Origin of the sequence: Xanthomonas sp. D-99 (assembly GCF_017746145.1) — a bacterium.
Classification (GTDB): domain Bacteria; phylum Pseudomonadota; class Gammaproteobacteria; order Xanthomonadales; family Xanthomonadaceae; genus Xanthomonas; species Xanthomonas cissicola.
The window spans coordinates 54270-66526 of record NZ_JAGHWU010000055.1 but is presented as its reverse complement, the minus strand read 5'-3'; the positions used below and the strand labels follow the sequence as shown (position 1 = coordinate 66526).

At 65.4% G+C, this 12257-nt stretch carries 13 protein-coding genes and 1 pseudogene; 5 read left to right on the top strand and 9 right to left on the bottom strand.

Annotated features, from left to right (window positions below; all coding sequences use genetic code 11):
- The 7 genes and pseudogenes from J7360_RS17030 to J7360_RS17000 form a co-directional block, all read right to left on the bottom strand.
- A partial coding sequence (locus J7360_RS17030) for a transposase (protein WP_059001059.1) occupies positions 1-200 on the bottom strand: 200 nt, incomplete at its 3' end.
- A gap of 68 nt (positions 201-268) precedes the next feature.
- Positions 269-826 (bottom strand): annotated as a pseudogene (locus tag J7360_RS17025) (SDR family NAD(P)-dependent oxidoreductase); the annotation flags it as partial.
- A 424-nt stretch (positions 827-1250) separates the two neighbouring features.
- The gene (locus J7360_RS17020) at positions 1251-1811 is read right to left on the bottom strand and encodes a DUF1415 domain-containing protein (RefSeq protein WP_057658984.1); all 561 of its coding nucleotides are present in this window, start codon (positions 1809-1811) and stop codon (positions 1251-1253) included.
- A gap of 147 nt (positions 1812-1958) precedes the next feature.
- On the bottom strand, positions 1959-2786 hold the full coding sequence (locus J7360_RS17015) for an alpha/beta hydrolase (protein ID WP_057658982.1): 828 nt from the start codon (positions 2784-2786) through the stop codon (positions 1959-1961).
- The gene (locus J7360_RS17010) at positions 2773-4509 is read right to left on the bottom strand and encodes an ATP-binding protein (protein WP_057658980.1); all 1737 of its coding nucleotides are present in this window, start codon (positions 4507-4509) and stop codon (positions 2773-2775) included. The genes J7360_RS17015 and J7360_RS17010 overlap by 14 nt, the downstream gene beginning before the upstream one ends.
- On the bottom strand, positions 4502-4963 hold the full coding sequence (locus J7360_RS17005; protein WP_057658978.1) for a hypothetical protein: 462 nt from the start codon (positions 4961-4963) through the stop codon (positions 4502-4504). The genes J7360_RS17010 and J7360_RS17005 overlap by 8 nt, the downstream gene beginning before the upstream one ends.
- Positions 4964-5108: 145 nt before the next feature.
- Positions 5109-5594: a YajQ family cyclic di-GMP-binding protein gene (locus J7360_RS17000; RefSeq protein ID WP_057658976.1), complete on the bottom strand. Its 486-nt coding sequence runs from the start codon at positions 5592-5594 to the stop codon at positions 5109-5111.
- A 106-nt stretch (positions 5595-5700) separates the two neighbouring features.
- Here J7360_RS17000 and J7360_RS16995 point away from each other — a divergent pair, with 106 nt between their 5' ends.
- The 4 genes from J7360_RS16995 (at position 5701) to J7360_RS16980 (ending at position 9383) form a co-directional block, all read left to right on the top strand.
- Entirely contained in the window at positions 5701-6597 is an 897-nt protein-coding gene (locus J7360_RS16995; protein WP_057658974.1) for a DMT family transporter, read from the top strand.
- 132 nt (positions 6598-6729) lie between these two features.
- Complete coding sequence (locus J7360_RS16990; protein ID WP_057658971.1) at positions 6730-7737, top strand: methionine ABC transporter ATP-binding protein; 1008 nt, start codon at positions 6730-6732, stop codon at positions 7735-7737.
- The gene (locus J7360_RS16985) at positions 7734-8429 is read left to right on the top strand and encodes a methionine ABC transporter permease (RefSeq protein WP_057658970.1); all 696 of its coding nucleotides are present in this window, start codon (positions 7734-7736) and stop codon (positions 8427-8429) included. Before J7360_RS16990 ends, J7360_RS16985 begins: the two co-directional genes overlap by 4 nt.
- Before the next feature lie 150 nt (positions 8430-8579).
- Positions 8580-9383: a MetQ/NlpA family ABC transporter substrate-binding protein gene (locus tag J7360_RS16980; protein WP_057658969.1), complete on the top strand. Its 804-nt coding sequence runs from the start codon at positions 8580-8582 to the stop codon at positions 9381-9383.
- Between the two features lie 47 nt (positions 9384-9430).
- Here the strand turns inward: J7360_RS16980 and xopAK are convergent, their stop codons facing one another.
- Complete coding sequence (gene xopAK, locus J7360_RS21445) at positions 9431-10204, bottom strand: XopAK family type III secretion system effector (protein WP_244667824.1); 774 nt, start codon at positions 10202-10204, stop codon at positions 9431-9433.
- 461 nt (positions 10205-10665) lie between these two features.
- On the opposite strand from xopAK, the gene J7360_RS16970 reads away from it, so the two are divergent.
- A complete protein-coding gene (locus J7360_RS16970; protein ID WP_057658964.1) occupies positions 10666-11223 on the top strand; it encodes a hypothetical protein in 558 nt (185 codons plus the stop codon).
- A 253-nt stretch (positions 11224-11476) separates the two neighbouring features.
- On the opposite strand, the gene J7360_RS16965 is transcribed toward J7360_RS16970, so the two are convergent.
- Complete coding sequence (locus J7360_RS16965; protein WP_022560027.1) at positions 11477-12163, bottom strand: OmpW family outer membrane protein; 687 nt, start codon at positions 12161-12163, stop codon at positions 11477-11479.
- Positions 12164-12257 lie beyond the last annotated feature (94 nt).

Below are 12257 nucleotides of genomic sequence, written 5' to 3'. Positions count from 1 at the left end.
TTGAGCCGGCGGTTCTCCTCCTCCAGCTCCTTCATGCGCGCGACCATGGACACGTCCATGCCGCCGAACTTGCTGCGCCACTTGTAGAACGTCGCCGAGCTGATGCCGTGCTCGCGGCACAGCTCCGGCACGGGCGCACCGGCCTGGGCCTGCTTGAGCACGGCGATGATCTGGCTGTCGGTAAAGCGGGACTTCTTCATGGAACCTCCTCGAGAAAGGGTACGAGAAAATTCCACTTCTGGCGTCTGCTAATGGGCGGGGGGATTACCCCCTCGCTCAGCGCCAGCGCGTGGGTAAAAGCCACCAGGCCGCCCTTGGCTGCGGCGTACGCTTCGCTATGCGGCTCCGATTGCCAGGCGCGGGTGGAGGCGATGTTGATGATCGCGCCGCCTTCTGGCGCCTGCCTGAGCGCGGGCAGCGCCTGCTTGCTGCACAGGAAGGCGCCGTGCAGGCTGGACAGCCGGCTGTTCCACGTGTCCCAGTCCAGTTGCGGCAGTGCTGCGATATGCGGATCGGGCACGCCGGCATTGTTGACCAGGCCATCGATGCGCCCGAAGCGCTTGAGCGCCGCCTCGATCAGGCGCGTGGCCTGCGCTTGGCGCGCGGCATCGCAGCGGACGAAAGCGCTGCGGCGGGGCAGCGCCCATTCCTGCAGGCAGGCCTTGCCGGCATCGGCATCCAGATCGCCAATCACCACGCTGCCGCCCGCGCCCAGCACCGCCTGCGCAATGCTGCGGCCGATGCCTTGCGCGCCACCGGTGATCACCACCACGCGGTCCTGCAGCGGCGACGGGTTCCATGCGGAAATTGCGGGGATCAAGGCCATGGTAGGCGGCACGTGGGTGAGAGTGGCGGCACTGTAGCGTGCGGGCTGTCGTCGTCGCAGCAAAAGGGCGCGCATGTGAGCACTCAGCGCATGTGCCGACGCACGCGCTCGACGTCATCCACCTTGAACCTGACGGATGCGGGTTGATCTGAGCAGGTGCACGGGCGATAGGCGTTGCGCAAGGTCCCGGTGCCGCCAGTGCTGCCGCGTGGGCCCTCGATCACACGATCACACGATCACATGATTGCCCGATGCCACGCGTGTGCAGGGCGGCCGGCGGCGTGCGTCACTCGACTAGGTCGACGCCGAGCACGTGATCCGCACGCAGCTGAAGAGCTTCTATGGCGTTTTGTGCCGACGCGCTAGGAGCGCAGATGAGCGAGAGCCGCGTTCGCCTTGCCGTCCCGCGCGCTTGGGGCAGCACTCAGTGCTTTGCACCGTTGAGCACGCGCGCGAAGCCATCGCTACCCAGGCGTTCGAGCGTCTGGATATTGCGTTCGACAATCACATCCGGATCCGGGAACGCCGCCACTGCACGCTCGACGCTGTCTTCGCGCAACAGATGCAAGGTGGGGAAGGGCGAGCGGTTGGTGAAGTTGGCCACATCGTCCAGCGCCGCGCCTGCGAACTGGTAATCCGGATGGAAGCTGGCCACCTGCAACACGCCTTGCAGGTCCAGCGCTTCCACCGCCGCATCGGCATTGTCGAGAAAGTCGTTGTAGTCCAGGAAGTCGGTGAGCACGTCCGGGTGCACGATCAGCGTGGTGTCGATCTGTTGGGCCGGTGTATCGCGTAGCAGCACCAGTTCCTCGGCCAGCTGTTCCAGCAGGGCTTCGGGCGTGCTGGCATCGCTGAGCACCAGCCGCACCTGCTCCTTGACGTACACCGCCTTGGCGAACGGGCACAGGTTCAATCCGATCACCGCGCGTTCGATCCATTTGCGGGTGTCGGCGATCGGATCGGAGGTTGCGGGCGTGGTGGTCATCGTGGCGGCAGCGGGATGGCGCGCCAGTGTATGCGATCGCTATGCGGCGGGCCGCGCTTGGTGCGTGCAGCAGCGGGCGCTAGCGGGCAACGTCACGACGCTGGCAGCGGTAGGTTCCTTCAAAACCGCACGCAGACCAGCTTGCGCTCACGCACCCCGGCCGTGCGGCGTAGCACACAGCTGCGCCTGCAAGAACGCGATGGATGCCTGCGCTACGGCGCCGGCCAGCGGCGTCTTGTGCGGCGACCCGATCGCATGCGCGCCGGTGTCGAAGGCCAGCGCCTGCCTGTGCGCCGGCGCAGTGCCCAGCGCTGCGAACATCTGCAGCATCGCCGGCACCGAGGCAATGCCGTCTTCGCGGCCATCGGCAGCGCGGTAATAGCCTACAAGCACCGGGCAGCGCACGCGTGGCCACGGCGGGTCGGCGGCCACGCGCTCAAACAGGTCACGCAAGGCGCGGAATCCATCTGGATGGATCGTTTCCGACCAGAACGCGCGCGCGGCAGGCGTGCGCGTGCGCGGGTCGATCAGCGGGGCCTGTGCGGCGCAGAGCTGTTCGAGCAATGCCGGATCGGCAGGCCGGATGCCGGGCGACCAAGCGACCACACCGGCCACCGCGTCCGGGCGCTGCGTCGCCAGCCACAAACCCAGTGTGGCGCCCATCGACGAGCCGACGATCGCAACCCGCTCGCCCATGCGTTGCGCCTGGGCCAGTGCTTCAAGCGCCGAGGCCTGCAACACCGCCGGGGTGAGCCCCTGCATCGCATCGGCGGCGGCGAGCCCGTGCCCGGGCCAGCGATGCACGTAGCCGTTGGCGGTCAGCGCATCGGCCATCTGTTCCGGTAGCGTGCCTGCTTCGCCCGGGCTGGCGCTGAAGCCGTGCAGGTACAGCACCACCAGTGGCGTGCTGGCGTGTGCGGCATGGTGCCAGTAGACGCGTGCGGCGTTGCCCGGCTTGAGCTCAGGGGCGTGCATGGCTGGCGTGCTGGGCGAGCAATGCCAGCAACTCGTGCGCATTGATCGGCTTGGGCAGATAGCCGGCCACGCCCGCCGCGCTGGCGTCGCGCATCGAATCGGTCCGCGTGTCGGCGGTCAGCACGATGATCGGCGGCAGCGCCGACATCGCATCGCGCGCTTCGCGCAGCGCATCCCAGCCGGAGGTACCGGGCATGTGCAGGTCCAGGAACACCAGGTCCGGCGCTGCCTCGCGGATGCGCTGCACCGCATCGGTACCATCCACCTGGAAGCTCACCCGATGCCCGGCGCGGGTCAGCAGATTGCCGATCACCAGACGATTGGTATCCATGTCTTCAAAGACCAGGCAATGCAGGGAGGGTACGTTCTGTGCGTGCTGGGCCAGCGCATCGCGCAGTGCGAGCGTAGTGCTGCCGGCCGCGGCGCCGGGCAGTTCGAAGATCCAGCGAAAGATGCTGCCACCGGCGGGGTTGTCGCTCACGGTGAGGCTGCCACCCATCGCATCGGAGACGGACAGCGCGATGTACAGGCCCAGGCCCACGCCGCCTTCGACGCGACTGAAGCCGGTACTGAGCTGAGTGAACGGGGTGAAGATGTAGGCCTTCTGATCGTCGGGTACGCCGATACCGGTGTCGGTGACGGTCACCGCGATGCTCCAGCGCTCCTGCACCTGGGTCGCGTCGATCAGCAGATCCACCGTGCCGCCGGCCGGGGTGAACTTGATCGCGTTGATCACCAGGTTGCTGATCACCTGTTCGATGCGGCCTTCGTCGCCCATTACGTGCGGTGCTTGCGGGCTATCGACACGCACATCGAGCGTGACGCCCTTGCTGGACGCCGCGGTGGCGCAGACCGCTTTCACCGTGGTGACCACGTCCAGCAGGTTCAACGGCTTGCGATGCAGCTGCAGGCGTCCGCCATTGATGCTGGCCACGTCCAGCACCTCGTTGACACGATGGCGCAGTGCGGTCGCATTGACGGTCACCGATTGCAGCAACTCGCGTTGCTGCGCCGGCATTTGCTCGGTCTCGATCAACTGGGCGCAGTTGATCACCGCATTCAGCGGGGTGCGCAATTCGTGGCTCATGGTGCTGATGAAACGGCTCTGCGCATCGCGCGAGGCCAGCGCCTGCAGTGCCACTTCCTGCATCGCAAGCACGATCCGCGCCACCAGCAACGGCAGCACGATGATCAGCGCCACGGCATAGACGAAATATGCCGGACGCGACAGCCAGTAGCCTGACGGTGCGGTCAACAGCATCAGCACGAAGGTGCTGAGCAACACCGGAAATATCGCGCGTTGCCCGTAACGCGCCACCGCAGCGATGGTGATGAACGGCAAAAATGCGTTCAACGACATCAGCAGGATGAAGGCCAGGTAGGTCTGGATGCCGATGAACAGCAGGTTCATCGCAAAGCCCATCGCATCGAGCCATTCGCTGGGCGGAATGATCCGGCGGCGCACCAGCAGCATCCACACCACCGACAGCACCCACAGGCTCAGCGCAGTGGGAAAGACATGGTGCGCGTCGGCCACCAGCACCGGTTGCGGCCCGTACAGCCAGCCCAGGCACCACGCGGTGACGATGCTCTGCACGATCACGCGGCCGACGCAGGCGCGATATTCCAGGAACGACTCGAACAGCCGCACCAGTCTGTCGTTACGCAATTGCCTGGCGGCCAGGATCAGGCCGGGCGCTGCGCGATTGGGAGTGCTACGCATGAGGGTCCGCATCGTCGGAAGGGAGGGTACGCCGGTACTGCTTGACCAGCAGGCCAGCCGCGTTCGCCACCGCGGTGAAACGCTGCGCAAGCGTCTCGCCCAGCGCACCGTGGCTTGCGGCATCGCGCAACTGGTCGCAGGCTTTCAGCAGTTGCTGCGAGCCGGTCAGCGAGATGGTGTTTTTCAACGAATGGATCTGCTGCAGCGCCTGCGCCTGCGGCGTGGCCGCATCGTCGAGCGTACAGGTGGCGATGGCCTGTTCGATCTCCACCAGGAAGGCATCGGCAAACGCCGCTGCCGCTACCGGGTCCAGGCCGGCCATGGTGTGCAGCGTCGAGCCGGCCTCGATGCGTGGTTGCGCATGGGCGGCGGCGTGCCGGGCATGTTCGCCCGCTGCGTTGGCCGGCCCGTGCATGCGCAGGCGGTGCAACAGGCTGGCGAACAGGCCGCGCATGCTCGCAGGCTAGGCCAGTGCGGCCAGGTGAGGGGCGCAACCGCCCCGCGTGCGGCGCGCAGGCCGCAGGCGCCACTTCGGCTCACACGGCTGCACTGCACGCACGGGCGGTGCCGTCCCGATCGGCGCGATCACCCCGCCGCACTCAATCGCGGAAGTTGTCGAACTGCAGCGGCAGTTCGAAGTCGGCCTTTTTGAGCAGCGCGATCGCGTCCTGCAGATCGTCGCGCTTCTTGCCGGTGACGCGCAGCTTGTCGCCATTGATCTGCGCTTCGACCTTGAGCTTGGCTTCCTTCAACTTGGCCACCAGCTGCTTGGCCTGCTTCTGCTCGATGCCTTGCTTGACGGTCACTTTCTGCCGCGCGCCGGCCAGGTTGGTTTCCATGTCGCCAAATTCCAGGCAGCGGATGTCGATGCCGCGCGCCAGCAGCCGCGCGCGCAGGATGTCGGTCATCTGCTTGATCTGGAAATCGCTGGGCGCGGACTGGTTGATCACCTTGCCGTCTTCCAGCTCGAACCTGGCTTGGACGCCCTTGAAGTCGAACCGTGTGTCCAGCTCGCGGTTGGCCTGATCCACCGCATTGGTCAGTTCGTGCTTGTCCACTTCGGACACAACGTCGAAGGAAGGCATGCAAAGCTCCTGCAATTGAAAACAGCCGCCATTCTAGGCCATCGTGCCGCGCCGGCCGTCATGCGGACATTGGCGGGCATGACAGCGCCGCGGCGATAATGCGCGCATGCCCACCACCCGCTCCCCGCTTCCCGCCATCGCCTGGATGGTGGCCGCCGTGGCCTGTTTCTCGCTGATGGATGCGGGAATGAAGCTGCTCTCGGCGCATTACCCGCCGCTGCAGGTCACCTTGTTGCGCGGCGCCGCCTCGTTGCCGTTCGTGCTGGTGTGGGTGTTCGCCACTGCCGGGCCGCGCGCGATCGTGCCGGTACGCTGGGGCCTGCATCTGCTGCGCGGGGTGCTGGGCATGGTGATGATCGGCTGCTTCGTCTTCGGCATCAAACGCATGCCGTTGTCCACCGCCTACACGCTGTATTTCGTGGCGCCGCTGCTGGTGGCCGCGCTGTCGGTGCCATTGCTGGGCGAGCATGTCGGCCCGCGCCGCTGGACCGCCATTGGCATTGGCTTGGTCGGGGTGATCGTGGTGCTGCGCCCGGGCGTGGACGGGCTGATCTCGTTGCCGGGGCTGATGGTGTTGCTGGCCGCCACCGCCTATGCCGTCGCGGCGATCACCGTGAGCCTTCTCACCCGCACCGACACCCCGCAGGCCATGGTGGTGTGGTTCTTGCTGTTCATGGCCATCGGCGCCGGGTTGCTGGCCATCCCCGGCTGGGTGCCGCTACAGGCCGGGCACGCCGGGCTGATTGCCGGCATGGGCCTGGCTGGTGCGCTGGGCCAGGTTGCGCTGACCCAGGCCTTCATGCGCGGCGAGGCCTCGATGATCGCCCCGCTGGAATACACCGGCCTGGTCTGGGTGATCGGCTGGGACTGGCTGCTGTGGCAGACCCTGCCCGACAACTGGACCTGGACCGGGGCCGGCATCATCGTCGCCAGCGGGCTGTATTTGTTGCGCCGGGAGCGGATACGCCAGGCTGACAGGCCGTTGCCGCTTGAGCGGCCGTGATTCGGGATTCGGCATTCGGGATTGGCAACAGCGGGGCCGCCGTGGCCCTTTCGAATCCCCAATCCCCAATCCCGACTCCCGGCAACAAACATTGACTGGTAGGCTTCACGACCACCCAACCGGCCACGCGCGGTGATCCAGTTTCAGCGCCTGCACAAGTCCTATTCCGTCGACGGTCGCCAGATCGTGGCGCTGCACCCGCTCGATCTGCGGATCGGCCCCGGTGAGGTGTTCGGCATCATCGGCCATTCCGGCGCCGGCAAATCCACGCTGATCCGGCTGATCAACCGGCTGGAAGAGCCCAGTGGCGGCCGTCTGCTGATCGGCGACGAGGACGTTACCGAGCTGGACAGCCAGGGCCTGCGTGGCTTGCGCCGCCGTATCGGCATGATCTTCCAGCACTTCAACCTGCTGTCCTCGCGCACTGTGGCCGGCAATGTCGCCTTCCCGCTGGAACTGGCCGGCACGCCGCGTGCCGAGATCGATGCGCGCGTGGCCGAGCTGCTGGCCCGGGTCGGGCTGCAGGAACACGCCAACAAGTATCCGGCGCAACTATCGGGCGGGCAGAAGCAGCGCGTGGGCATTGCGCGCGCGCTGGCCACCCGGCCGCAGATCCTGCTGTGCGACGAAGCCACCAGCGCGCTGGACCCGCAGACCACCGCCTCGGTGCTGCAGCTGCTGGCGCAGATCAACCGCGAGCTGGGCCTGACCATCGTGCTGATCACCCATGAGATGGATGTGATCCGCCGTGTCTGCGACCGCGTCGCGGTGCTGGACGCCGGCAAGCTGGTGGAAACCGGCCCGGTCACCGAGGTGTTCCTGCATCCCAAACACGTCACGACCCGGCGCTTCGTGTCCGAAGCCGAGCATGTGGACGAAGCGGAGCTGCATCGCGATTTCGCCGCAGTCGGCGGGCGCATCGTGCGGCTGACCTTCCTGGGCAACGGCACCTACGAACCTGTCCTGGGCCGTATCGCCCGCGAAACCGGGGTGGACTACAACATCCTGTCCGGGCGGGTGGATCGCATCAAGGACACGCCCTACGGCCAGCTCATCGTCGCCCTGACCGGCGGCGACCAAAACGCAGCACGCGCCGGTTTCGTCGCCGCCGGCGTGCAGGTGGAGGATCTGCGCGTATGACCCCGATCGTTGCCGCCGCCGGCGGTTTCTTCCGCAATCTTGATGCCGCCAAGTGGGGCGATATCGGCCAGGCCACCCTCGACACCTTGCTGATGCTGGCCGGCGCGTTGCCACTGACATTGCTGATCGGGCTGCCGCTGGGCGTTGCGCTGTTCCTGTGCGGGGCGCCGCAGTTGCGCCGCCGCCCGGTGCTGTACGGCGCGCTCGCGGCGCTGATCAACCTGTTGCGCTCGGTGCCCTTCATCATTTTGATGATCGCAATGATCCCGTTCACGCTGATGCTGATGGGCACCTCGCTCGGCGTGCGCGGCGCAATCCTGCCGCTGGTGGTTGGCGCCGCGCCGTTCTACGCACGCCTGGTGGAAACCGCGCTGCGCGAGGTCGACCGCGGCATCATCGAGGCCAGCCAGGCAATGGGCGCCACCACCCGACAGCTGGTGCTGCGGGTGCTGTTGCCCGAAGCGCGCCCCGGCCTGATCGCCGGCGCCACCGTGACCACCATCGCGCTGATCGGCTTCACCGCGATGGGCGGTGCGATCGGTTCCGGCGGCCTGGGCGATGTGGCCTACCGCGAGGGCTACCTGCGCTCGCACTCGGACGTGGCACTGATCACGGTCATCGCCTTGCTGGTGCTGGTGCAGGTGCTGCAGATGCTGGGCGACCGCCTGGTGGCGCATTACAGCCGGCGCTGAGTCGGTGCGCGGCCGTTGGGCGGGTCGGGCGGCCAACAGCCGCATCGCGCCGCCCGCATCGCGCCGCGCCGATGCATCGCCGTCGCACGCAGGCTCTGCTAGGTTGAGTGCCTGCGGCAGGTCCGCATTCCTCCTCCCACGGATTCCTCCATGAGCACATTCGCGTTTCGTTCCTTCCTGGCAGCCGCCACACTGGCGTTGGCCTCCTGTGGCGGCGGCACTGGCAGCAGCGGCGGCGACACCCTGACCGTGGCCGCCACGGCGGTGCCGCATGCCGAAATCCTGGAGGTGGTCGAACCGCTGCTGGCCAAGCAGGGCGTCAAGCTCGATGTGCGGGTGTTCAACGACTACGTGCAGCCCAACGACCAGGTCGTGCAGAAGCAGATCGACGTCAACTACTTCCAGACCGAGCCCTATCTGGATGCGTACAACCGCGACCGCAAGAGCCAGCTGGTCACCGTCGTCGGCGTGCATATCGAGCCGTTCGGTGCCTATTCGCGCCGCTTCAAGGCGCTGTCCGAACTGCCCACCGGTGCCGACGTGGTGATCCCCAACGACCCGAGCAACAACAGCCGCGCGTTGATCCTGCTCGACAAGGCCGGGGTGATCAAACTCAAGGACCCGAGCAACGCGCTGTCCAGCCAGCGCGACATCGTCGAGAACCCCAAGCACCTCAAATTCCGTGAACTCGATTCGGCCATGCTGCCGCGCGTACTGGACCAGGTCGATCTGGCGCTGATCAACACCAACTACGCGCTCGACGCCGGGCTCAATCCCACCCGCGATGCGCTGGCGATCGAAAGCAAGGATTCGCCGTACGTCAACTTCCTGGTGGCCCGCGCCGACAACAAGGACGATGCGCGCGTGCAGAAACTGGCCAAAGCACTGACCAGCCCGGAAGTGAAAGCCTTCATCGAGCAGAAGTACAAGGGCGCGGTGCTGCCGGCGTTTTGAGTGCAGGCGGCGCCTTGGCATCGAGGCGTCCTCACCACGACTTGTAGTTAGAAGATGCCATTGGCCGTCATGACCAGGTTGATGGCATTTTCCTCGCCATTGCGATCGCTCATACTGGGGTGAAGCTTGGCGCCCACAATATTGAAGGAGGGCTGCAGCGCCAGCAGATCTCTCTCGATTTCGAAGCTGCCCAGCTCGTCTTGGTTGGAGATCATGCCCCCTACCAGGAATATTTCGGGTTCTTGCACGCCTTCTTCCTGCATATCGTCCCGGATTTCGGAAAGCGCATCCTGTGCATCCTGTATTCCGGAATAATGCAGCAGGCCCAGGATGTCGTGGCCGCGAGGATTCTTCCCTTTCGCACAAATGCAGACGCATGAAGACAAGCCGTGCGTGCCGATCGAATCAAATCCATCGTGCGCGAGATTGATGACGGCACATTCGTCCATCTCCACATCCATTGTCCGGCTGGCTTGGATATCGCCTGCGGACCGGACTGCGCAGACATGGGGTGTTTGGAACAGCGTGGCGTATTGTCGTTCCAGATCGTGAAATGGCTGGATCTGCTCCCGCGTAAAGCCGTCCGGGATGGCGAATGCGTCGCTGCGACATGGGCGTGCATGGCTGCCGGCCCGTGCGCCATCGCAATCGCCCGCGGTGTCGGCAACACGCTTTCTGGGTCGTTGGCGTGACAACCCCTGGCAGTCGGGATGGGGCGCAGGCCATGCCGTAATCCCGTCGGCTGGATCGGCCGAAGGCGGCGGCTCCGCAGTGTAGGCGGTGCTGGTGGATGTGTCGGGTCTGATGGAAGCCGGCTTCATGGAATCAGGATCGTCGGCGATACACGTATCGATCCTCGCATCGTCCCTGCATGAAGGCGCGCCCGCTGCCGAACCGATGGGTCTGGAAAACGAAGTGTTCTGCATCGAAGAAAACCGATCCGCAGGACCTTTTTTCGAGCATGGGATTTTGATCGTTTGGAGGCGCGCGCCGGTACCGAGGTCAACAGTCCCACCCATCCAGTTTCAGCTCGCCAGGCGGGGGTTCCGTCCTTGCTAAACGGCATGCAGATCGCCGCTCTGCGTTAACGTGGCAACGATGTCTGTATGGTCGTTGCAGATTTTCGGCAGGATGCGCTCGATCCTTTCAGCGCTTCTCAAGCTGCCACGCCCCCCAGTCGAGCGCGTGCGCTGCGCCGCGGATGGGAATCGATGGGCCGAACACGCGCCGCTGCACCTCCGCGTAGTAGCGTCATCGGCCATCTTTCTCTGGCACTCACTCAATGCCTTTGCTGCTCGCCATCCCGCTGGCCGTCATCATTGCCCTGGCGGTGTTCGTGGTGGTGTTCCCGTTGTCGCTGCTGCAGCGGTTTCGCATGGGGACTTCACGTCGTCAGGCGCGTGGCTGGCTGCTGATGATCAACCTGGTGTCGGCGGGTATCTCCAGCGTGCTGTTTGCGATCTTCAGCTTGATCGCCGCGGCGTTCTGGCCCGGCGCGATCAGCCACGCCGCATTCGGCTGGGCCTGCGGGTTGGCGCTCGGGGCGTTGGCGCTGCGCCTGACCCGCTTCGAACGCACCACGCAAGGGCTGTTTTACCGGCCCAACCTGTGGCTGGTGTTGGCCTTGACCGCGTTGGTCGTGGTGCGGGTGATCGCCGGGTTGGTGCAGGGCTGGCGTAGCGCCTGGCAGGGTGTCGCCTGGCCAACCGAAGGGTGGCTCAGTCATGCCAGCCTGCTCGGCGCTGCCGGCGTCTTGCTCGGTTACGCGCTCGCCTATGCCACCTTGCTGTGGTGGCGCTGGCGCAGCGCCCGTCTGCGCGGCAGCGTGTATTGGCGGTGAGTGCGTTTGAGAGTGCACCAGGTGATCGTGTTCGACGCATGCAGGTGCATGGAGTCACAGATGCATGAGACGCGCTGAAGCAAAGCCGGTACACCTAGGCACGTCACTATGCGCATGCGCACGTGGAGGGCTGGCACAGCACCTCAGAGCTCGGTCTTAACGGATCGCAATTTCCGCATCTGGCACTACGCACAAAAAACGGGCCTTTCGGCCCGTTTTTGTTCAACCAAAGCCCTGACGGGCAGCGGTGTGTTTAGAAGCGCGCACCGATGCCGAAGCCAACGGTCCACGGATCCAGTTCCAGCTCGCTGCCGGTGCCCTGGCCACCCACGCGCAGTTCCGGACGCGAACGCATGTAGCGGGCGTCGGCACGTGCGAACCAGGTGGAGTTGATGTTCATATCCACACCAACGGTGCCGATGACGCCCTTGGCGGTGCTCAGGCCCACGTGATCGCCGGTGGTCGACGCTGCGTCGATCTTCTCGTTGCTGAAGTTCGACTCGTAGTAGCCCACGCCCACGAACGGACGGAACACGTTGTCGGCTTCGCCGAAGTGGTACTGACCGCTGATGGCGATCGGCTGCTGCTCGACGGTACCGACCTTGCCCACGCCATCGGCGTTGACACGGTGATTGAACTTGTCGGCTGCACCCCACAGTTCGACGGCCCAGTTGTCGTTGATGTAGTAGCTGGCGCTCAGCGTCGGTGCCGGGCCGCCATCGACGTCAAGGCCCGGAGCCGGGTTGTTCTTGGGGTTCAGCAGCGCCACGCCACCGACCACGGCCCAATGCTTGCCGGAGGCGGTATCGCCGCCGGTGGACAGCGTGCTGGAAGAAGTCGAGGAGGTGTCGCCGGTATAGGTGGTGTCCTGCGCGAACGCGGACGGTGCAATCGCAAGTGCAGATACAGCAGCCAGGCTAAGGATGGAAATGGAACGCATGAGGGTCTCCTCGTATTGTTGTTAGGCCCGTGGAGTGGGCCGCGCCAAAACTATTCCTAAAAATCTGAATCCACGCCCACCTAGGGCCCGCTAA